The sequence below is a fragment of the Acetobacterium wieringae genome, assembly GCF_001766835.1.
GTDB classification, from domain to species: domain Bacteria; phylum Bacillota; class Clostridia; order Eubacteriales; family Eubacteriaceae; genus Acetobacterium; species Acetobacterium wieringae.
On sequence record NZ_LKEU01000031.1, the window covers coordinates 52,854 to 74,600 of the forward strand.

General features: G+C 39.4%; 19 protein-coding genes and 1 other annotated feature. Of the genes, 14 read left to right on the top strand and 5 right to left on the bottom strand.

The window, feature by feature from the left end:
* Window positions 1-104 precede the first annotated feature (104 nt).
* The 14 genes from arsA to lexA all read left to right on the top strand — a co-directional run bounded on the left by arsA (window position 105) and on the right by lexA (window position 15,633).
* Complete coding sequence (gene arsA, locus ACWI_RS10585) at window positions 105-1,820, top strand: arsenical pump-driving ATPase (RefSeq protein ID WP_070371413.1); 1,716 nt, start codon at window positions 105-107, stop codon at window positions 1,818-1,820.
* Between the two features lie 82 nt (window positions 1,821-1,902).
* Entirely contained in the window at window positions 1,903-2,181 is a 279-nt protein-coding gene (locus ACWI_RS10590; protein ID WP_070371414.1) for a hypothetical protein, read from the top strand.
* 163 nt (window positions 2,182-2,344) lie between these two features.
* Window positions 2,345-2,704, top strand: a complete 360-nt coding sequence (locus ACWI_RS10595) for an ArsR/SmtB family transcription factor (protein WP_070371415.1) — start codon at window positions 2,345-2,347, stop codon at window positions 2,702-2,704.
* Between the two features lie 89 nt (window positions 2,705-2,793).
* Window positions 2,794-3,810: a radical SAM protein gene (locus ACWI_RS10600; RefSeq protein WP_070371416.1), complete on the top strand. Its 1,017-nt coding sequence runs from the start codon at window positions 2,794-2,796 to the stop codon at window positions 3,808-3,810.
* 70 nt (window positions 3,811-3,880) lie between these two features.
* Entirely contained in the window at window positions 3,881-4,270 is a 390-nt protein-coding gene (arsD, locus tag ACWI_RS10605; protein ID WP_070371417.1) for an arsenite efflux transporter metallochaperone ArsD, read from the top strand.
* A 223-nt stretch (window positions 4,271-4,493) separates the two neighbouring features.
* On the top strand, window positions 4,494-4,724 hold the full coding sequence (locus tag ACWI_RS10610; protein WP_139142354.1) for a class I SAM-dependent methyltransferase: 231 nt from the start codon (window positions 4,494-4,496) through the stop codon (window positions 4,722-4,724).
* 584 nt (window positions 4,725-5,308) lie between these two features.
* Window positions 5,309-5,677 carry an ArsR/SmtB family transcription factor gene (locus ACWI_RS10615; RefSeq protein ID WP_026393202.1) on the top strand — a complete coding sequence of 123 codons (369 nt, stop codon included), beginning with the start codon at window positions 5,309-5,311 and terminating at the stop codon, window positions 5,675-5,677.
* 36 nt (window positions 5,678-5,713) lie between these two features.
* A complete protein-coding gene (locus tag ACWI_RS10620; protein WP_084504829.1) occupies window positions 5,714-8,065 on the top strand; it encodes a heavy metal translocating P-type ATPase in 2,352 nt (783 codons plus the stop codon).
* Between the two features lie 264 nt (window positions 8,066-8,329).
* Complete coding sequence (locus ACWI_RS10625) at window positions 8,330-9,010, top strand: TnsA endonuclease N-terminal domain-containing protein (RefSeq protein ID WP_051355559.1); 681 nt, start codon at window positions 8,330-8,332, stop codon at window positions 9,008-9,010.
* Window positions 8,988-10,889, top strand: coding sequence for a DDE-type integrase/transposase/recombinase (locus ACWI_RS10630; protein ID WP_070371419.1), 1,902 nt, complete (start codon window positions 8,988-8,990; stop codon window positions 10,887-10,889). The genes ACWI_RS10625 and ACWI_RS10630 overlap by 23 nt, the downstream gene beginning before the upstream one ends.
* A 23-nt stretch (window positions 10,890-10,912) precedes the next feature.
* Window positions 10,913-11,908, top strand: a complete 996-nt coding sequence (locus ACWI_RS10635; RefSeq protein ID WP_070371420.1) for an ATP-binding protein — start codon at window positions 10,913-10,915, stop codon at window positions 11,906-11,908.
* 23 nt (window positions 11,909-11,931) lie between these two features.
* Window positions 11,932-13,401, top strand: a complete 1,470-nt coding sequence (locus tag ACWI_RS10640; protein ID WP_070371421.1) for a TniQ family protein — start codon at window positions 11,932-11,934, stop codon at window positions 13,399-13,401.
* Between the two features lie 521 nt (window positions 13,402-13,922).
* Window positions 13,923-14,903: a tyrosine recombinase XerC gene (locus ACWI_RS10645; RefSeq protein ID WP_070371422.1), complete on the top strand. Its 981-nt coding sequence runs from the start codon at window positions 13,923-13,925 to the stop codon at window positions 14,901-14,903.
* 85 nt (window positions 14,904-14,988) lie between these two features.
* Window positions 14,989-15,633, top strand: coding sequence for a transcriptional repressor LexA (gene lexA / locus ACWI_RS10650; protein WP_070371423.1), 645 nt, complete (start codon window positions 14,989-14,991; stop codon window positions 15,631-15,633).
* A 43-nt stretch (window positions 15,634-15,676) separates the two neighbouring features.
* Here the strand turns inward: lexA and zapA are convergent, their stop codons facing one another.
* From zapA to ACWI_RS10675, 5 genes are all read right to left on the bottom strand, one after another.
* Window positions 15,677-16,237, bottom strand: a complete 561-nt coding sequence (zapA, locus tag ACWI_RS10655) for a cell division protein ZapA (protein ID WP_242871614.1) — start codon at window positions 16,235-16,237, stop codon at window positions 15,677-15,679.
* Between the two features lie 107 nt (window positions 16,238-16,344).
* A complete protein-coding gene (locus tag ACWI_RS10660; RefSeq protein ID WP_070371424.1) occupies window positions 16,345-17,223 on the bottom strand; it encodes a DNA-processing protein DprA in 879 nt (292 codons plus the stop codon).
* 14 nt (window positions 17,224-17,237) lie between these two features.
* Window positions 17,238-19,619 carry a phenylalanine--tRNA ligase subunit beta gene (pheT, locus tag ACWI_RS10665; protein WP_070371425.1) on the bottom strand — a complete coding sequence of 794 codons (2,382 nt, stop codon included), beginning with the start codon at window positions 19,617-19,619 and terminating at the stop codon, window positions 17,238-17,240.
* 13 nt (window positions 19,620-19,632) lie between these two features.
* Window positions 19,633-20,655, bottom strand: coding sequence for a phenylalanine--tRNA ligase subunit alpha (gene pheS, locus ACWI_RS10670; RefSeq protein WP_070371426.1), 1,023 nt, complete (start codon window positions 20,653-20,655; stop codon window positions 19,633-19,635).
* Window positions 20,656-20,689: 34 nt separating this feature from the next.
* Window positions 20,690-20,921, bottom strand: a binding site (T-box leader).
* A gap of 5 nt (window positions 20,922-20,926) precedes the next feature.
* Complete coding sequence (locus tag ACWI_RS10675; RefSeq protein WP_070371427.1) at window positions 20,927-21,745, bottom strand: TrmH family RNA methyltransferase; 819 nt, start codon at window positions 21,743-21,745, stop codon at window positions 20,927-20,929.
* Window positions 21,746-21,747: the final 2 nt, after the last annotated feature.

Below are 21,747 nucleotides of genomic sequence, written 5' to 3' on the forward strand. Positions count from 1 at the left end.
ATATTTAAGATGAGCAAAAAACGCTTGACTTAGTTACATGAATGAATTATCATATGATTAATAAGACATATGAAGATACATTCATATAAGAAAGAAGGATTATCATGTATAAGAATTTTTCACCCGATCAGGTAAGCTTAACAAAATATTTATTCTATACCGGCAAAGGCGGCGTCGGCAAAACCTCCACAGCCTGTGCCACGGCAGTGAGTCTTGCTGATCAGGGCAAGCGTGTATTTCTCGTCAGCACCGATCCGGCGTCAAATTTACAGGATGTTTTTGAAACCGCATTAACCGGTCAAGGAGTACCGATTAAGAATGTCCCCAATCTCGTGGTTGCCAACCTGGATCCGATCCAGGCCGCTGAAGAGTATAAGGAATCAGTCGTTGGCCCTTATCGGGGAAAACTACCCGATGTGGCCATTGCCAGCATGGAAGAACAGCTGGCCGGTTCATGCACCGTTGAGATTGCGGCCTTTAACGAATTTTCCCGCTTCATCACCGATGAAAAAATGAGTCAAGACTATGATTATATTATCTTTGATACCGCCCCCACCGGACACACCCTCAGAATGCTGCAACTGCCATCAGCCTGGGATAGCTTTATTGATGAAAGTACCCACGGCGCTTCCTGCCTGGGGCAGTTATCGGGTTTGACCGAACAAAAGAAAATGTATGAAAAAGCCGTGCGAACCTTATCCGATGGCGACAAGACGACCCTGATACTGGTTTCCCGTCCCGAACCATCGCCACTGGCCGAAGCGGCCAGAGCATCTAAGGAACTCAAAGAAATTGGGGTCGACAATCAAATCTTGATCATCAATGGGGCCCTGGAAAACTTTGACCGGTCCGATGACATTGCCACTGCTTTCTATGGTAAGCAAAAAGATGCCGTTAAAAATATTCCCAACAGCTTAAAAACCCTGGATATTTACACCCTGCCATTACGGGCCTATAACGTTGCCGGGGTCGACAACATTCGTCGCCTGTTTACTGAAGACGACGCGATTGAAGCAGAGCAAGTACAGAAAATCAGCGGATTACCCGGTTTGGAAAACCTGGTCAAAGACCTGGCTGATTCCAACAAAAAAGTCATCTTTACCATGGGTAAAGGCGGCGTCGGTAAAACCACCATTGCCGCTGCGATTGCACTGGGCCTTTCAAAAATGGGCAAAAAGGTTTACCTGACCACCACCGACCCGGCCGGTCATCTCAGTGCCGCAACCATGGGCGGGGAAAATATCACCGTCAGTAATATTGATGAAGCCGAAGAACTCAATAAATATCGGGATGAAGTCATTGGCAAAGCCAAAGCAGCTAACATGAGTCAAGATGACATCGACTATATCATTGAAGACCTGGAATCGCCCTGTACCCAGGAAATTGCTGTATTCAGAGCCTTTGCGGAACAGGTCGAAAAAGCTGAAGATGGGGTGGTTGTCATTGACACCGCCCCCACCGGACATACCCTGCTGCTACTCAACTCTACTGAAAGCTATCATAAAGAAATGCAGCGCTCCAATGCCGATATTCCGGATTCCGTCGTCAATCTGCTACCACGGCTGCAAAACCAGGCCGAAACCGAAGTTGTTATTGTCGCCCTGCCAGAAGCAACCCCAGTTTTTGAGGCCCTCCGGTTAGAAGCCGATTTAAAACGGGCCGGGATTCTGAGCAAATGGTGGGTGATGAACGCCAGCCTGTTGGCTACCGATACCAAAGATCCGTTTTTGCGGGCCAGAGCCAATAACGAACAAAAATGGATTAAGCGCATCGCTGAAGACACCAATGGCAATTACGTGGTTATTCCCTGGAAAAAATAACCAGTCTGTTTTGACAGACAGCAAACTAACGTAATCAAATAAAATTTAATACAAATAAATATAATACAAAAGGAGAAATAAAATGATTATTACAGATGAAGCAAAAGTGGTATTGGAAGAAATGTTAAAAGAAAACGGCCAGGATTCACTCCAGGCAACCCTGCAACAAGGCTGTTGTGGCAGCTCCCTTTATTTTACTTTTACCAATAAAAAAGCAGACGATCAACCCGTTCTTGTTAATGGAATTAACGTGCTGATGGAAGGCGAAGCAGTGCTTAAAACCAATACGGTTACTTTAAAAATAAATGAAGAAGGTAAGCTGGTTGTTGAAGACACCGCCCAGGCTTCTGGTTGCTGTTAATTCAAAAAGTAGTGCGTGAGCATGATGATTATGCGACTTTGCAAAAGGTTGTTTGAGTGTTACCATCATGCAGCTAAATCAAACAACTGCTAGCTTAGATTTGTAAAGAACGTATCTGCCGTCACCGGCCCCCCGTAATGAACTGAAAAAAATGGAGGAAAAAATGACAGTCATCGAAATACTTAAAGTATTGTCGGATACCAATCGTTTGCGAATTCTGAATTTACTTTATGTGCAGGAATTATGTGTTTGCGAACTGGAGTATTTATTAGGTATTTCGCAATCTAATTTGTCCAAACATCTGCGCTTAATGAGCGATGCCGGTTTTTTGGAAAGTCGTCGCGAGAATAAATTTGCCTATTACAAAATCAAAGACCTGCTTTTCGCCGAACATCCCTTTCTGACGGCAATTTTCGAAACAGAATTAGGTAAAGAAGATTTTCTGGTGGCTGAATTAAATAAGCTGGGTCAGTATCGGAACAGCGAATTAACCTGCCACAGTATCACTGCATTGATCGTGTAAATAATGAAATCGATGGGGAAATAAGGTAAGTCGTTATAAACTTTCTAAGCCCCTGTCATTAGGGAGAACAAGAATGAAGCGAGGCAAATATGGAACTGAAACGAATTTATATTGAACTCACAAATCGCTGTAATTTGAATTGTGAGATGTGTTTTCGGCATACCTGGGATACGGTTGAAGGTGATATGGATTTGGAGTTGCTTAAATCGATCCGGGAACAGGTCAAAGAATTTCCCGCCCTGGCGGAAGTTTTTTTCGGCGGGATCGGGGAGCCAACAGTTTACCCCCATTTTAAAGAAGCGGTCGAGTTATTTGAAGACTATAAACTGCTGATGACCAGTAACGGCATCATGACCGAAGAAAATGCTAAAATACTTTGCGAAAAATTTACAGAAGTCTATTTTTCAGCCGATCAGTATCACGAAGATACCCAGGGGGTCAAAGATCAACTGATCAAAACCTTTGAAACCATCTCCAATTATCATAAACAAACCCATTCACCGACGCCGAAAGTGGGGGTGGCCTATGTACTGACAAAAAGCAATGCCGAGGCCTTATTTGACATCATGAAGATGATGCGACACTACGGCTTTCACCGTTTATCGCTTTCTCATCTGCTGCCGATCAATGAAAAAGATGCTGACGATATTTTTTACAACCGCTATGAAAATCCTGAAGGCAAGGCTTATCTGGAGAGAATATTTACTTATCGCGACATAAAAATAAATATCCCGGATATGGAATTAAAAACCGAACGACGCTGTACCTTTATCGATAAGGGCTATATTTATATTGATACCCAGGGGGAAGTGATGTCCTGCTATCGGCTGGCAAACAGTTATGACGAATACGTCTTTGGTGATAAAAAAAGGGTCATCAAACATTCTTTTGGCAATATCAAAGAACGTTCCCTGAAAGAGATAATCGAAGGAAAAGACTATCAGAGTTTTTGGCATACAGTTTATAATAACCAGTACCCCTCCTGCATCGACTGTGATTTAAGGGGCGGCTGCAGCCTGGTGGAAGACACCAAGTACGATTGCTATTTCAACACCCCTTCCTGCGCCGATTGTCTATGGGTTCGAAATTTTGTCCGCTGTCCGTAACCAGACTATCTGGGATCAGAGATGTTAAGCAAAGATTCAAAATAATATATTACGAAATGGAGAAAGAAAAATGAGTAAAGTAGAAATTTATGAGCCAGCAATGTGCTGCTCTACCGGTGTATGTGGACCAGGTGTCGACCAGGAACTATTAAGAGTGGCAACCTTTTTAAATGAACTCGAAGGCGAAGGGAGAAAAATTATCCGCTACAATCTTTCCAGCGATCCGATGGCCTTTGTTACCAATAAAGAAGTCAACGATATCATTGCTAACGAAGGAACAGAAGCTTTGCCAATCACGGTGGTGGATGGGGAAGTCAGACAGAAAGGTACCTACCCATCTAATGCCAATTTTGCAGAGTGGGCAGGCATGACCAGAGAAGATATTATTAAGATGGTTCAGAAATCACAAAATACATCATCAACTGGCGGCTGTTCATGTGGTGGCAGTGGTTGCTGCTAAGTTTTAATACAATTAGCTAAGCTGTCAGCTCGAATTTGATAGCTTGGGTCATGTGATTGAATTTGCATATTTTGTAATAAAAAAGACGTTTAGATGCGTCTTTTTTCTTTTTTTGCGTCTTAAGATGTAATAATGTCAAGTTGCGTGATTAACTTATCTTTAGAAAAAGAGCAGCTTTTTAAAGAAGCTTATCGGGTTCTAACGGTTGGCGTAATCTGATGTAGTGGCTACAGCTGAATTGCCAGCGGCTATCAAAAATGATCTTGCGATGGTAGCCAGATGCATCGCTGGTGCTGAGGATATCGTTACGATCAGGACAATGATGGAAAATACCGGCTTTCAGAATATCAAACTGGTCCCCAAAGATAACAGCAAAGAAATCTTAACAAACTGGTCGCCGGAAAAAAAGATTGACAATTATGTCACATCATTTATTATTGAAGGAAGCAAATAGAATTTTTAAAAATTAGATGTCCACAAAATAAATGTGCATTGACATATAACCCGTACAAAATTCAATTATAAAAATCCCATAAAAAAGCCATTCGTTTTTTTTATTACCACTTATATGTCAAAATATTTTGACATATAAGTGGTAATTTTTGATTTTTTGACATATAACACGTAAAAAACGAAAATTTGACATATAACACGTAAAAAAAGTTAGAATCATTATTATGAACTTTAGTTTCTTTTATAAATGAAATATATATACATAGAAAGCAACTTACATGAAAAAGATCGATTTGATCGTAAATGTCAATTAAACATGATTGTATTGCTTATAAATCATTTCTGAATGTTTGTGAAAGTAAAGATTGATAAAATATGTAGCCAATACCATATTACCCTTCCCGAAACAATGTAACTTTGTCATAAATGTACTCATAGACTTTATACTCGGAGCTGAACATCTTATTTTAAATGAATATATGAACAATTATTCAAATATTGATTGACAATTAGTCCATGAAAGAGGTATAATCGATACATGAATAGCTGTTCATGTATAAATCTTTTAAATGTAAGGGGAATGACATGATTCGTATTGAGAATCCAATCGAACGTTGTGATTGTAATGTAATCCATGAGGATGTTGTAAAGCAAGTTAAGGATAAAATGCCAAAAGAAGAGCTCCTATATGATCTTGCTGAGTTATTCAAGGTTTTTGGAGATTCAACAAGAATCAAAATATTGTGGGCATTAGCTGAAAGTGAGATGTGTGTATGTGACATCGCATTTCTATTGAATATGACACAATCCGCCATTTCACATCAGCTAAAGGTTTTAAAACAAGCAAAACTTGTGAAAAATAGAAAAGAAGGAAAAGTAGTATTCTACTCATTGGATGATGACCACGTTAAGCAAATATTTAATCAAGGGATGGTACACATAAACGAAAAGTAGAAATATAGTTGATAATAAAAAAGGAGGAGATCAATAATGGAAGAATCAAAAATTGAACTTGTTTTAGATGGTTTGGATTGTGCTGTCTGTGCGGCAAAAATTAATGATAAAGCGAACAATATAGAGGGAGTTAAAGAGTCCACGCTTAATTTCGTCTCTAAAATTATGACTATTGAACTGGATAATGCTGATATGAAAGAATCTGTTATTAAACATGTAACGGAAATTGTATATAAGATTGAACCTGATGTCACTGTGTCTGAAAAGTTGCATGATAAATACATTAAAAAGACACTTGTATTAGAAGGACTTGATTGCGCTAATTGTGCTTTGAAAATTGAAGGAAAAATCAAGGAACTAGATAGCATAAAAAACGCCAATGTTGATTTTACAACGGGTAAACTTAATATTGAAACAAGAAATAGAGATCTCGAAACAGCAATAAAAGATATTAAACTTATTGTAAAAAAAATAGAGCCTGATGTAATGGTAAACGAAGAAGCTAAAAAAGCTACCGAGGAACATGTGGAAATTGGTGATGAAAATAGGAAAGAGCTTGTCAAATTAGCAATCGGTGGGGTGTTGTTTGCCATTGCTTTAATATTTACATTCCAAACACCAGTGGAATTTATTTTGTATTTTGTTGCGTATTTGATAGTTGGCGGAGAAGTTGTGTTGCGAGCTGCTAAAGATATAAAAAACGGACAGCTTTTTGATGAAAGTTTTCTGATGTCAATCGCAACGATAGGAGCATTTGCTATCGGTCAATATCCAGAAGGTGTTGCAGTAATGCTGTTCTATCAAGTGGGCGAATTCTTCCAGGATTTGGCGGTAAACAGGTCCAGACGATCGATTGCCGAACTTATGGATATTAGACCTGATTACGCAAATTTAAAGGATGGGGATGATATCAAAATTGTTTCTCCAGAGGATGTGCTTATCGGAGAATATATTATTGTGAAACCAGGTGAAAAAGTACCACTTGATGGAGTTGTTGTTGAAGGGAAATCCATGATGGACACTTCAGCACTTACGGGGGAGTCCGTTCCTCGTGAAGTAGAAGTTGGTAATGAAGTCTACGGAGGGTTCATCAATAAAAACGGGTTATTAACGATTGAAGTTAAAAAAGAATTTGGCGATTCCACGGTATCAAGAATTTTGGAACTGGTTGAAAACGCCAGCAGTCGAAAAGCGCCTACGGAACAGTTTATTACAAAGTTTGCGCGAGTATACACCCCAATAGTAGTAGTAGCAGCTTTAGCGCTTGCGATTATTCCGCCTTTAGTTATCCAAGGTGCAACTTTTTCTGACTGGATTTACAGGTCATTGGTTTTTTTGGTAATTTCTTGTCCTTGTGCATTGGTTATTTCAATCCCGCTGGGCTTTTTTGGTGGAATTGGAGGCGCTTCAAAAAATGGTATCTTGATAAAAGGTGGAAATTATCTAGAGGCTTTGAATAATGTTGATACTGTAATATTTGATAAAACTGGAACCTTGACAAAAGGTGTGTTTAAAGTAACAGAAATTAAAGCGGTCCAAGGCATAACCAATGATGAGCTTTTAATGTATGCTGCATATGCTGAAAATTATTCCAACCATCCCATTGCTCAATCAATTATGAAAGCTTATGGCAAAGAAATTGACAAAGGCGTAATTGAAGCGCATGAAGAACTACCCGGCCTGGGATTAAAGGTTAATATTAAAGGGAAGGAAATTTTTGCAGGTAATGCAAAGCTGATGGCCGATAAAGAAATAGCCATACTGGAAAATGATGAACCTGGAACAATTGTATATATAGCGATAGATCGGAGTTATGCAGGTTCGATTGTCATCTCAGATGAAATCAAAAAGGATTCTAAAAAACTTGTTGGTGACTTAAAAGCACTCGGTATAAAAAAGACTGTTATGCTGACAGGCGATAATAAGATCATCGGTGATAAAGTTGGTAAGCAACTAGGATTGGACTTAGTTTATTCGGATCTACTTCCCGATCAAAAGGTAGAAAAACTGGAGCTGCTTTATAACCAAAAAAGCACTAAAGGATGCGTTGTTTTTGTTGGAGATGGTATAAATGATGCCCCAGTCTTAGCAAGAGCTGATGTTGGCGTTGCAATGGGGGGGTTAGGATCTGATGCCGCTATTGAAGCTGCGGATGTTGTGCTAATGACTGATGAACCGAGTAAACTGATCAGTGCAATAAATATTTCAAAGAAAACGAGACGTATAGTATTACAGAATATTACTTTGGCGTTTGTTGTAAAAGTAATTGTCCTAATATTAGGTGCCGGTGGACTTGCTACAATGTGGGAAGCAGTATTTGCTGATGTAGGAGTTGCATTGTTAGCAGTCTTAAATGCTATGAGAGTCATGAATACGAAAAATTTGTAAAAATAGATTAAAGGATCATTAATTTAGTGTTGCTATTTTAGTTTCAAATGAAGCTTAAACATTAAACACTACTATACTTTTAACAAATTAAATTGAGCCTAATGACGGATTGAAATAAAAAATTCAATCCGTCATTTTTGGTATTTAAACCTTAAAGTATCTTTGAATAAATTTCTGTGATTATTCTAAAGAAAATTGGATAAGTAAACGATAACAATATTTGCTTTTGAGTTTTGAGATTAATAAATATTGCGGAGGAAGCCCATGTTAAGTGAAAAGCCAATCGAAATGCCACGCTCACAGAGCTATGGATCGAATTACTTTATTTGTCATAGTCTAAAACTAAATCGAAGGGCATGTTTTTACAGTAATCTGGAATATGCGAACTTTTTATCTGTTGAATTGAACCCGCAAATTATTAAATACGTCGAACAACCACTTCAAATAACTGGAAAAAATGATGATGGCAAAATGTGCAAAACAGTGTTTGATATGGAAGTTCTTTATGAAGACAATATTAATGAATTATGGGAAATTAAGTATTCTTCTGATTTAACTGGAGACAATAAATCCGCAGTCAGAGCAAAGTCTCAAATTGCTATCCAAAAAAATTGGTGTTTGAAAAATAATATTCTATATCGTGTGCGTACTGAAAATGATATTTTTCAAGGTCTGGAACATCTCAATAATATGAGATTTATGTATCACTGCATTTGTAGAACTGATGAAAGGTTACTCGGAAATTGTATAAAACGAATAAAACGATTTATAGAACAAGTAGGGGATACTACAATTGGACATATCTATGAATCTGATCCAGAGCCAACAATGGTATTTCCAAGCCTGGTCTATTTGCTGATACGTGATCAGATCAAAGCGGATGTGTTTAATCAGGAATTGAACTTTTATACAGAGGTGTGTTATGGCAAACGTTTTTTGGAATAATAAGATCGCAAAATTTTATGAAGAAAGTAAAACATGGCGAACTGTAAGTACCTATAATATGTCAGACTCTGATAAACAAATCTATGAATCAAGGAAAAAAGCAGTTGATTTGTATTTAAATGGTGAGTCAATGAAAAACATAGAAAAAATGACCGGCATAAACCATTCTCATATTAAAGAGTTTGTCGATCGATGTGCAAGCCTTGATACGAGTGGCCAACCTGTAGGTTATATTGGATTAATAAAAGGGCACCGATTGAAATCGAGAAAGGGTCCATTTATTAAATTAATGGAGGATCACCCCGATATTCGAGATCAATTACTATTAGATTATTTTAATGAAAAAAAATCAAAATGGGACAAATTATCATCTTTTAAAACAATCCATGAATCTTTAATAAAAAATCTGATAGCAAACGGCTTTAAAGAGACCGACTATCCATTTGAAACTAAATCCCAAGGATATCGATCAATGGTCAGATTTTTGCATAATATTGGTGACGAAAATCCTTATGCTTCATTGAATCGTTACGGAAAAAATGCGGAGCAATTATTTCGTAACACAAGATGCATACAGCCGGATCAATCCAGTCCTATACGACCTTTTGCAAAAGTTGAGTTAGATGGGCATAAAATCGATGCATTATTTACAGTTGCTGTTGAAAATGAGCATGGCGACACAGTTTACGTTTTAGCCAATCGTATCTGGATTATTGCAGTAATTGACGTAGCAACTCGCGTTATACTTGGATACACTATTTCTGTTAGTCAAAACTATAATCGATTTGATGTATTAGAATGTATACAAAACGCAATAATTCCACATAAATCATTGAATTTTAGTCAATTCAATTTTAAAAAAAGTATTGAAGGATACCACTCAGTGGCAGTCCCTTATACGCAATGGGCACTCTTCGACGAGATTTGTATGGATAATGCACTATCGCATCTTTCACGTGACGTTACGGATAATTTAGAAAAATTAGGTATCAGTATAAATTTTGGCCCTGTCGCAACACCTCATAGACGCCCTCTCATTGAACGATTTTTTAGAACTTTAGAAGAGAAAGGTTTTCATCGAATACCATCTACAACGGGGAGCAACATTAATGATATTCGTCGAATAGGAGCGGAAAAAGATGCTGTTACATATCGGATTACCCTAAAAGAGATATCCGAAATAGCTGAAATAATTATTTCAGAATACAATTTGCAACCTCATCAAGGTTTAGGTGGATTTTCGCCTCTATCAGTTATGAGAGACCGAATTGATCGAGGCTTGATTCCATCATATGTTTCAGATGATAGCAGAAAGGATTTTTCGCTTATGAAATGTTATCAAATCAGAAAAGTTCAAGGCAACAAAAAAAAGGGAATCCGGCCATATATCAATTTTGCTGGATACAAATATACAAGTTCCGTTTTGTCTTCAAGCTATACACCAGTTGGTAAGAATATTGTAATCGAGTTTGATCCGCTTGATATTAGAGAGATGGAAGCATATTTAGAAAATGGCGCTCATATCGGACATTTAGTGATCAAAGGTAAACGGATTGGCACTGCGATTTCTTTAAAAACAAATAAATTAATTCGAGATTTCGCAAATAGAAATGACATGAATAACAGTCACGTCGAAGACTTAATAACAAATTTTGCAAATAATCTGGAAGAAAAAGCTCTTTCCAGCAAAACGGCGGCAACCCACTTGGCGACTGTACGAAATGAAGCTGAAAAAAGAAGTCCTAAATCAAATATTTTACCTCAAAATAAAAAAAGTTCCAACACTATAGACGAAATCACTCTTGAAGATGACAAAAAATTGTTAAGCGATGAGGAATTAATGGCGAAATGGTCAGACCCATCCAAACGAACATGGTAATTAAATGAAAGGACTAAAATAAAATGAGTGCAGATCAATTTGATCAAGTAAAATCAATAGTAAAAAATAAACATCCCATTCACACTGGTAATTACAAAATAAAAACATCGATTGTCGAAGAAGCAATCAAAAAAATAGACGAAGCTATCAAATTTAGAATACAAGGGATGATTATTTATGGACCATCAGGTTATGGAAAATCGACAGCAATCAATATAATAAAAAATGAAATATACGAAAAGTATGACCGCGAAATTTTAACGTTTGTGAGCTCCATGCCTGATCCACTAAAGAACACCAATGTTTTTTACACGAGATTATTGAAAGCCACAAATCATGATTTATTTAATAAAGGTTCAACACAAGATAAATCGGATCGATTGTGTTCACAGTTAATAAATTTAGCTCTTGAAGAAAATGGAAATCGAAAAATCCTTTTTTTCATTGATGAAGCAGATGCGCTTGATAAGAATGAGTACCAGTGTCTTAAAGATATTAATAACCAGTTAAAAGCTCAAGGTATAGAAATGACGACAATTTTAGTTGGTACTGAAGATTTAATCTCACAGCGGAACTTGTTCTCAGGAATGAAGGAAGTCCAGATTGTGCGACGTTTCATGCAAAAAACGCACATATTCAATGGTATTCGGACAAAGAAAGAACTTCAAGATGTCCTCGGTGCATACGATTTCGGTATGCGATTTCCCTTAGATTCAGACTTGACATACACGAATTATTTTTTTCCAACGGCATTCAGTGAGAGTAAATTTCTGATCCATGAAACTGATAATTTATATAATTGTATTTGTAATATTTATGGAAAAACTATTTTCAGTAAACATGGATTGTCAATGAGTCATTTATGTAACATGATTGAATTTCTTTTTATAGAACATGGAATTGAAGGGGCAGGGGATGAATGGATTACCGAAGATATGTGGATCGAGACTGTCAAATTTGCAGACTGTGGCCACGAGCAAGACCTTTTAAATGCATGTATCAATGGAAAGCGAAAGTGAGTATAAAGCGAGGATAAGCTGGTATGCTAACAAAATTTAAGCGAAATCAATATGAAAGCTTTTATGATTATTTAGTTAAATCATGTTACGTGAATTCTTGTTCTTCAAATATATTGATTAAACCAATATTGGTAAACAATAATGATACAAATAAATTTTTGCCAGAACTTTTATTTCAATATAGGGGTAAAATAAACGTAGAAGGTTTAAATTCCATATTTGAAGAACCGGTTCTTCTGCAAATAAAAGAAGATGTGAGGAAACTATTAGGTCCATTTTCAATATTTCTTTCCCATAATCTCATTTTTCTATTCGATCATTTTTTTAAATATTGTCCAAAGTGCATGGAAGAAGGAAATCATTATTTATTTCATCAATTTACTTTTTTAGATCAATGTCTTATACATAATATGCCTTTGGTTGAACATTGCCCTGTTTGTAACCATCGCAGATTTTCGGAATTTTGCTTCAATAAAAAAAGTTTCTATATTTGTCCCTATTGTGAAATTGACTTATTCCGACATTTCATGATACACTCACCAATGGAGCTTGTTGCAAAAAGTTATCATAATAAATCAATACAGTTGAATCTTCCATATATTTCGGACAAAAGTTGTACTATAATTGAGATTAATCCCTGGCGATTAAAAATTAAAAATAAGCTTCCGGATTTTGGTGCTAAATTTATAAAAGATTATCTTATCAATGGCGAAAAGAGTAGTTCAGCGACAATTAGTGTGCGAAAAGTAACGAAATTAACTAAATATGAAATTAGTAATCTGAACAATTATTACTCTAATTGCGATTGTGATTGGATTAATTTAGTAAAAGACTATTCGAAAAATGATTTGTCGATTCTTTCATCACTTGAAAATATCATAAATAAAGTCGACTACCGGATCAAGAATACCTTCAAGGTTGGCTATCATTGTGAAAATATGAATCGAACAAATATTAATTATAAAACGAAATTAAATAATGTTTTTATAAAATGTCTCTATGGTCATAAAAAAATAAAAAAAGAACAATATGCATATTATCTATGGCTATATTCCTGTATACTTAGAAATAGGGCAGGAGAGTGTAATACTTCTTTCTTGCTGTTCTTATATGAATATCTCATTCAACTCTTTTATGATTTTTTTAATGATCCCAAAAGCACAGTAATTTCGGCTGATGTTTTCCGGCTTGCTTCTAAAATTATCGAGTTTTATTTATTTGAATACTTTTGTAGACTATTAGGTTTTATTGAGAATAATATTAGAAATGGTGACTTTATAAAAATAATCACAGAAGATCTTTTAGATTCTGGTATTTCAGTTGGCCCAGCCTATAAAGGCATTATTATCGAGAATGATCTCTTTTATAATGTCTATTTTTTCGAAGAAGAAGAGTCTCAGGTGAATGAAGATTATCGAAACAATATAGATAATATGGAAACAATGGTTGGGGGATATAGTCTGATTGTACGCTACAATGTTTCCATTGGATAATTAAAAGGCGTAATACTTTTTTTACTGAAAGTTGGCATTACATATAGAAATTATTTTTTTCATGAAAACCTTCCATTTTTTACGGGTTATATGTCAAATTTTACCTATTTTTAAAATAAAATAGGTATCATACGAACCTGTCATTTTATTTTGCATTTTCTTCACCGGAGATAATAAAATTTCATATTTCTGATTATTGTTCATAGAATTCAATTAAATTCGTTATTTAAGTCCGATAAATTATACATAAGCGCAAATAAATGAATTATTTTTTACCACTTATATGTCAAACTATGTCCGAAGTATATGTCAATGCACAATAAAATGTGTTTGGCGGCTGCAAAATAACCAATACTGTTCTAAAATATTTTGTCGCAAAATGTAAGTTTCGTGACAAAATGACTAAAGTGTGGTAAGCTATAATAAAATCTGCCGGTGCTTGTGCAAATACCATCTCAGCTTATGCCATCTTTTTTGCAGCTGTTACCAGCCAACCCCGGCAAAAATTTTAGGAGACTCTGATGACCATCCCAACCAATCTAACTGATAAAATTATTCCCAATAATGCACTGCTGGATGAATTCCTAAATTATGTTTTAACCATTAAAGGTTATTCTGAAAAGTCCGCCCAGGCTTACCGTTATGATCTGATTATTTTTTTCCGCTTCCTCAAACGCTATTTTGCGATGGTTCCCCAATCGCTGCCTTTTGATGCAATTCCCATCGATGATATCGACATTGATGTCTTAAAATCGGTAAATCTGGGGATTCTCTATGCCTTTCTTTCCTACTCCAGTAAGGAACGGCAAAATGCAGATGCGGCCCGAAGCCGCAAGGTCTCTTCCTTACGTTCATTCTTTAATTATCTGTGCAATAAGCAAAAGTACTTTCTGCCCAACCCGGTGACTGAACTGGAAATGCCCAAACTCCCGGCCCGTCATGCCCGTTATCTGGAATGGGACGAAGCCGTGGATTTATTGAAAGGGATTACCGGTCGCCATAAAGAAAGGGACTTTGCCATTATTACCCTGTTTCTCAATTGCGGGATGCGTCTTTCCGAGCTGACCCAAATAAAGATTTCCGACATCAAAAACGATGCCCTGCGCATCATTGGTAAGGGTAATAAAGAGCGTACCGTCTTTTTAAACCATGCCTGCTTAAAAGCCATCAATCGCTATCTGGCGGTGCGCCCAGAATCCAACTGCCCCTATCTCTTTCTCAGCCAGCAAAATGGCCCGATCAGCAATCGGGCGGTTCAGCACCTGGTCAAGAAACATCTGGCGAATTGCGGTCTCAATACCGATGAAATCAGTGTCCACAAACTCCGCCACACCGCTGCAACCCTGATGTTCCGTTATGGCAATGCCGATTTGCGCTCGGTTCAGGAAATTCTTGGTCATCAGAATGTTTCAACCACTCAAATCTATACCCATGTCAATGAAGAAATCCTCCGGGATACCCTTAACCAAAATCCGTTGGCACAGTTTGAAAGCGATGATTGACAACAATGGTAAAATTAAGAACTTACGTTTGCCTTTAATCTGGTGATATGCTATAATGAAGCATAACTATTTTGGAGGAAAACTCATGTACGAGGATTTAAACAGCAAACAATTAGATATCTTGAAATTTATAGAAACCCAAATGCGCGATAAACGTTATCCCCCATCAGTGCGGGAAATTTGTGCCGCTGTTAATCTGAAATCGACTTCCACCGCCCACACCTACCTGAAAAAGCTGGAAGAGCTGGGTTATATCAAGCGTGATTCAACCAAAACCCGGGCTATCGAGGTGTTGCGCCACGATCCCAATGAAACAATTTCCAGTCACTTTGATGAAAAAACAATTATCTCATTGCCAATTTTAGGCTGCGTCACTGCCGGTGCTCCAATTCTGGCAATTGAAAACATTACTGATATTTTCCCGCTGCCGCTCGATTTTACCGGATCCGATGACGCCTTTATTCTTATAGTCAAGGGGACTAGCATGATTGAAGCCGGGATTCTCGATGGTGATAAAATCATCGTCCGAAAGCAGGAGACGGCCCGAAATAATGACATTGTTGTAGCGCTTTTGCTTGAAGATAACGAAGCCACGGTCAAACGCATTTTTTACGACGAGCCCAATAAAATCCGACTGCAACCGGAAAATAAAACCATGGATCCGATTTTCTGCAATGCCCAGGATATCAAAATTCTTGGCAAGGTAACCGGTCTGATCCGCAAATTTTAGAGCAATAAAAAAAGATGTGCAAACATCTTTTTTTTATTTTCCGTTAGTCCAGTTTCATTTTGTCTTCAATGCTTTTAAAGACATCTTTTTCGATATGATTTTTGTTGGCTTTGACCAATTCGATCTGGCTTTCAAACAACTGATTCTGGAGATCCAGGATTGTTTTGCGGCTGGTTTCACTTTCAATTTTTCCTTGTCGTAAGTGTTCCCGGTATTGGGCCAACAGATCATTTTTTTCATCCAGTTCTTTTTGCAATAAGTCTTTCTCTTCAGCCAGTGCTTGATATTTTGCCTGTTCTTCGGCCAGCAAATCGCTGAGTTTCTTGAGTTCAGCTTTAACTTGTTTCACCTCGCCGACTTCTTTGGCTTTTACTTCTTCACTGCTCCGAACTTCTTCCTCTGCGTTGAAAAGCCGCTCGGTAATATTCATACAGCCTAAAATCGCAATCCGAATATGGTTTGTGAAGGGATTCGCAGCCTTGACCCGTTCCAATTCGGTATTGACGTAGTCAGAAACGTGCTTAATATGCTCTTCGTTTCCCTTGGCCTTTAGATTAAATTCGGTATCGAGTATGCGTAATTCCATGATTGTTTGTTCAGGCATTTTTTCCTCCTGTGAAATAAATTTAGTTCTCAAAAGTGATAAAAAGGTTCTTCTTTGTTATATTCTATTATAGGTAATAAACAAGAAAATTACAATTGATTTATCAATTAATACTGCTCAATGACATCAGCCAGTTCTGTATTGCTTAAAATTCGGTAGTCAATCTGTTTTATCTCAAGATGCTTAAAACCAGCCCGTGATTCGCTATGGATAACCGGAATGGAATAAATCGCTTTCTGGTATTTTCTGGCGTAATCCAGGGTATAAATGGTACCGCTCCCCGGCGTAAAATTGGAAACAATCACAAACTGACTGGACGCACTCTGAAGACGATCCCGCTCTACGAACTTATATGGCAAAAGGGTTTCATGATGGGGGTATTCGGATACCAGACAGCCCCCCATGCCACAGATTTTATCTGCCAACTGCTGATTGGTGCTGGGATAAATTGGAGCCAAACCAGAAGGCAGAAAAGCCACCGTCTTGCCACCAGCATCCAGGCAACCCTGGTGTCCGCAAGAATCAGAACCAACAGCCAGGCCACTGATGACCACAAAATTGTTTTCGGCCAGTAACTTACCAGCCTGGAAAGCAAAATCTGCCCCCAAGGCGGACGGTTGGCGACTGCCAATCACTGCGGCCCGTTTGGAATGCGTTAAAATACTCAAGTCGCCCTGATAAAAAATCAACACCGGATGATCCGAAAATTTCAGACTATCCGGAAACGCTTCATCCCAATACGAGCAGCAAGAGATTCCCAGCTGACCGCATTGTTCGGCCAGCGTCTGGGCACAGTCCTCAGCAGCTGCGATTTCGGCCTTGCTGATCTGGCTGGAAATCATCCCAAAAGTCTGGCCGATTTCAACCAACTCCCGGAAACAAAGCTGCTGAGGAGCGGTGATCAACTCCAGCAAGCGGATCGTTTTCTGTCGACCGACCCCTTTTAAGTGCTGAAGCCCGACAATATGTTCACAAATCAGATTCATGAGCGTTTCAGTATTTACTCACGGAGTTGGGCATCAAATGCCTGTTTCAATTCACCGAGAATCTGGTCGATAACCGGGTTAATGTCATTGTCGGTCAGGGTTCGTTCGTGGTGCCGGAAGTTTAAGGCATAGGCCAGACTCTTATAACCAGCCGGAATTTGAGCCCCGGTATAGACGTCAAACAACTCAATGCTTTCAAGGATTTCGCCGCTGTTTTTACGGATAATCGCTGCGATTGCTGCCGCCGGGATCTCGTCTTTGATTAAAATAGCCAAATCGCGATTAGAAGCCGGGAATTTTGGCAGGTCAGTAAATTTATTATCCAGAGTGGCGCATTCAAAAAGCTCGTCAAAGGATAGCTGACAAACATAACACCGTTTCGGTAGTTCATAATGCTTGACAACCATCGGATGAATCTCACCGATTTCACCGAGTTTAACGCCAGCTACAAAAATTTCCGCTTTACGTCCGGGATGAAGGAAGTCCGATCCCCCGGCAACAAACTCCGGATCGTTGATTCCGGAATGCGTGAGCAGCAGCTCAACCACGCCTTTTAATTTAAAATAATCACCGCTGCCGTAGGCGCTGATGGCCAGTTTTTTTGCTTCAATCGGCAATTCCCCTGGCTTGGTGTTTTTGCGATAGGTATTGGACAATTCAAAAAAACGGCCAGCCGGATTTTTGCGATTATAATTTAGCGAAATCACTTCCAGCTGATGGCCTACGAGGGTATGGCGCATAATGCTGTTTTCTTCCCCCAGCGGGTTAATCAGTGGAATCAGGTTATCCTCAAGCTGCGTATTCAGTCCGTGGAGACGCTTTTCGCTGGTAAAGGAGGATGTCAGGGTTTCATAATACCCCTGACCCACCAGAATATTTTTCAGGCTGTCTTCAAATTTCTGCACCGGGGTTTTACCGCCAACCATGGTTTCGCCACCCATAATGGTACCAGGGATGCGGTCATAACCAAAAATCCTTACCACTTCCTCGGCCAGATCTTCTTTGAGCGCAATGTCCATCCGATAGCTGGGCACTTCAACTTCCAGAACGGCATCGCTTATTTTTTTCACCGTAAAGAATAACCGGGTCAGCATGCTTGAAACTTCCTCAACAGTCAAAGAAATCCCCACAAACGCATTAAACCAATTAACATCAAGGGCAACTTTTTTTAATTCCGTCACCTGAGGGTAAACATCAATCATCCCTTCGATTACATCACAGGCGCCAATATCCAGCAGCAGCTGGGTCGCCCGCAATGCTGCCACTGCGGCTAATTCCGGATCAACACCCTTTTCAAACCGGGATGAGGCTTCGGTTCGCAGGCCCAGTTGCTTAGCCGTTAGACGTACACTGCCTTTGTTAAAATTAGCCGATTCCAGAACAATCAGACTGGTTTTATCGGTGATTTCTGAGTTTTCACCGCCCATGACTCCGGCAATGGCCACTGGAGCCTTGCCATTGGTGATCATCAGCATCGATTCATCAATTTCCCGCTCTTTATCGTCTAAGGTGACCATCTTCTTATCGGCAGTGGTTGTAACCACAATTTCCTGTGACTTAAGGCTGTGGTAATCAAAAGCATGGAGCGGTTGGCCCAGCTCCAGCATCACGTAGTTGGTGACGTCAACAATATTGTTGATTGGCCGCACCCCACTGTTTAGCAGCTTTTTCTGCATCCACAGCGGTGAGTCTTCTATTTTCTTGACTTTGAGCATCTTGGCGACATATCGGGGGCAGGCAGAATCTTCAATACGTACGGCCAAATAGTCGGCGATTTCATCAGCACTTTCTGCGGTGGCGTCATAAACTGGTACTTCAGCCATTGGCAGATCCAGGGTTGCTGCCGCTTCCCGGGCGATCCCCACAATCGATTGGCAATCCGATCGGTTAGCCGTCAGTTCCACATCGATGATCACGTCATCAAGCCACAAAAGTTCCCGGGCATCCATTCCCAGCGGCGTATTTTCCGGCAGAATCAGAATCCCTTCCATGATTTCTTTAGAAAATAAATCGGTGTTCATTCCCAGTTCTTCAATCGAGCAGAACATCCCATAGGAAAGCAATCCCCGAAAATCATTGGTGCCGATTTTGGTACCATTGGCAATTACCGCACCATCAATGGCCACCGGAACAATGGCACCTTCAAAGACATTCTTGGCCGCAGTGACAATCACCCGTTGGTCAGTTCCCATATCCACGGTACAGACGGTCAGCTTATCCGCATTGGGATGGGCTTCAATTTTGGTAATTTGTCCGGTAAAGATATTAACCACATTTTCTGAAACAACCGTTAGGGTTTCCACCTTTGTCCCGGACATCGTCAGAGCCTCCCCAAAATCAAACGGTGCCATTTTTATATCAACAAATTCTTTTAACCAATTCAGTGAAACGAGCATAATTGGGTTCCTCCTATTTAAATTGCGCTAAAAAACGCAGATCATTTTCAAACAATAAACGCAGATCGTTGATGCCATACTTGATCATTGTGATCCGGTCAAGGCCCATGCCAAAGGCAAAGCCGCTGTATTCATCCGGGTCAATGCCACAGAAGCGCAAAACATTCGGGTGAACCATTCCGCAACCGAGAATTTCAATCCAGCCGGTGTTGCTGCAAACCTTACAGCCAACGCCGCCGCATTTAAAGCAGGTTACATCCATCTCAGCGCTGGGCTCGGTAAAATAGAACTGGTGGGGGCGGAACTTGGTTTTCGTCTGTTCACCAAAGAGTTTCTTGGCAAATAAATCAAGGGTTCCTTTAAGATCGCTCATGGTGATGCCTTTATCAATCACCAATCCCTCCATCTGATGGAAGACTGGAGAATGGGTAGCGTCGATTTCATCAAAGCGATAAACCCGACCCGGTGAAATAATCCGCAGGGGTGGTTGCTGTTCTTCCATAACCCGAACTTGAACCGGTGAAGTCTGAGTTCTCAGCACGATATCATCCTGATAGTAAAAAGTGTCCTGGAGGTCTCTGGCCGAATGATCCTGAGGCACATTCAAATAGTCAAAATTATATTTTGCCCATTCAATCTCCGGACCTTCGGCAATGGAGAAGCCCATTCCCAGAAAGATTTCTTTTAAATCATTGATAATCGTAGTTAACGGATGCAGGTTTCCCGCCTGATGTTTTTGTCCAGGCAGGGACACATCGATACGTTCTTCTTTGATCTGCGCTTCAATTTCCTGTTGTTCCAGTAACTGTTTTTGCGCCATGATGTTACTTTCAATTTCTTCCCGGATTTCATTGGCCAGCTTGCCAATGACCGGACGTTCCTCGTTGGAAAGCTTGCCCATTCCTTTTAGGGCAATGGTCAGTTCGCCTTTTTTACCCAGATACTTAATCCGGACATTATCCAGTGATTTCAGTTCGGTAACGGCACTTAGATCAGCTATACAGCGATCTCGTAATTGTTTGAGTTCTAGCTCCATTTCTTTCTCCTTATAAATAAAAAAATCGTCCTCTCAAAAGGACGAAATCATTCCGCGGTACCACCTTAAATTAATACATAATTGTATTCACTTAAAATTTTAACGCAATTAACGTTAGCTGCTATCAATCATCAAAATTGGTTGATGCGGTTCACAGCTAAAACTCCAGAGGGAACTTCAATAAATTTAAACACAAAATCTCTCAGCCTGGGATTTTTTCTCTGTAAAGTCTCATCTTTATTTACTCGCTCTATCATTGTAGATAAGTTATTTAATTATCTTTTACTTTGGTCTGGCATTCCTTAAAATCTCGAATCAGATCATACATGATGATACCTGCAGCCGTTGCCACATTCAGTGACTCCGCCTGACCCAAAATGGGAATTTTCAGTAACAGATCGCAGCATTCACTCATTTGCTTCGACATTCCCTGGGATTCATTCCCCATAACGATGGCAAATGAATCGTTGAGGGACTGGCGTTCCCATAAACAACTGCCACTTAAGGAAGTACCGATGATCGTTACCTGCTGCTCTTTTAACTGCTTGACCGTATCAAGCAGCGAAACGACCTGATAAATCGGCAAGTGAAAGACCGAACCCATCGAACCCCGTAGTACCTTCTCATTGTAAATATCCGCTGTTTTAGCAGACGTCACCACACAGTCAAAACCTGCTGCATCGGCAGTACGAATAATGGTACCAACATTGTAGGGATCCTGAACATCCTCCAGTAAAACCGTACGCTTGAAGGTTCCCGGTCGGCTATTAATTTTATGCAGTACCGCCATAATTCCTTCGGGTTTTTGTAAACCGGACAGGCTTGCCAGAATCGTCGGACTGACGATTGCAATGGCAACTTTATTGTTCTCCAAAGTAACCAGACGATCCCTGACAGATGCGCCATTAATCTTTAGCCAAGTGCTGGTAATAAAGATCTGCTTAAACTGCAATTGATTTTTAACTGCTTCCAGAAAAAGCTTGGTGCCTTCGATGGCAAAGGTACCTTCGGCGTCACGAAAGGATTTACTGCTGAGTTTACGCAGATACTTCAGTTGCTCATTATTTTTTGATGTAATTTCTGGAAACATCG

What these genes read in the sequence shown, in the direction of transcription:
- ACWI_RS10660 (WP_070371424.1), bottom strand. Translation starts at nt 17,223, where the DNA reads ATGAATCTGATTTGTGAACATATTGTCGGGCTTCAGCACTTAAAAGGG.
- ACWI_RS10600 (WP_070371416.1), top strand. Translation starts at nt 2,794, where the DNA reads ATGGAACTGAAACGAATTTATATTGAACTCACAAATCGCTGTAATTTG.
- ACWI_RS10635 (WP_070371420.1), top strand. Translation starts at nt 10,913, where the DNA reads ATGAGTGCAGATCAATTTGATCAAGTAAAATCAATAGTAAAAAATAAA.
- ACWI_RS10630 (WP_070371419.1), top strand. Translation starts at nt 8,988, where the DNA reads ATGGCAAACGTTTTTTGGAATAATAAGATCGCAAAATTTTATGAAGAA.
- pheT (WP_070371425.1), bottom strand. Translation starts at nt 19,619, where the DNA reads ATGCTCGTTTCACTGAATTGGTTAAAAGAATTTGTTGATATAAAAATG.
- ACWI_RS10675 (WP_070371427.1), bottom strand. Translation starts at nt 21,745, where the DNA reads ATGTTTCCAGAAATTACATCAAAAAATAATGAGCAACTGAAGTATCTG.
- ACWI_RS10625 (WP_051355559.1), top strand. Translation starts at nt 8,330, where the DNA reads ATGTTAAGTGAAAAGCCAATCGAAATGCCACGCTCACAGAGCTATGGA.
- ACWI_RS10645 (WP_070371422.1), top strand. Translation starts at nt 13,923, where the DNA reads ATGACCATCCCAACCAATCTAACTGATAAAATTATTCCCAATAATGCA.
- arsA (WP_070371413.1), top strand. Translation starts at nt 105, where the DNA reads ATGTATAAGAATTTTTCACCCGATCAGGTAAGCTTAACAAAATATTTA.
- ACWI_RS10595 (WP_070371415.1), top strand. Translation starts at nt 2,345, where the DNA reads ATGACAGTCATCGAAATACTTAAAGTATTGTCGGATACCAATCGTTTG.
- pheS (WP_070371426.1), bottom strand. Translation starts at nt 20,655, where the DNA reads ATGGAGCTAGAACTCAAACAATTACGAGATCGCTGTATAGCTGATCTA.
- ACWI_RS10620 (WP_084504829.1), top strand. Translation starts at nt 5,714, where the DNA reads ATGGAAGAATCAAAAATTGAACTTGTTTTAGATGGTTTGGATTGTGCT.
- ACWI_RS10615 (WP_026393202.1), top strand. Translation starts at nt 5,309, where the DNA reads ATGATTCGTATTGAGAATCCAATCGAACGTTGTGATTGTAATGTAATC.
- lexA (WP_070371423.1), top strand. Translation starts at nt 14,989, where the DNA reads ATGTACGAGGATTTAAACAGCAAACAATTAGATATCTTGAAATTTATA.
- arsD (WP_070371417.1), top strand. Translation starts at nt 3,881, where the DNA reads ATGAGTAAAGTAGAAATTTATGAGCCAGCAATGTGCTGCTCTACCGGT.
- zapA (WP_242871614.1), bottom strand. Translation starts at nt 16,237, where the DNA reads ATGCCTGAACAAACAATCATGGAATTACGCATACTCGATACCGAATTT.
- ACWI_RS10640 (WP_070371421.1), top strand. Translation starts at nt 11,932, where the DNA reads ATGCTAACAAAATTTAAGCGAAATCAATATGAAAGCTTTTATGATTAT.
- ACWI_RS10590 (WP_070371414.1), top strand. Translation starts at nt 1,903, where the DNA reads ATGATTATTACAGATGAAGCAAAAGTGGTATTGGAAGAAATGTTAAAA.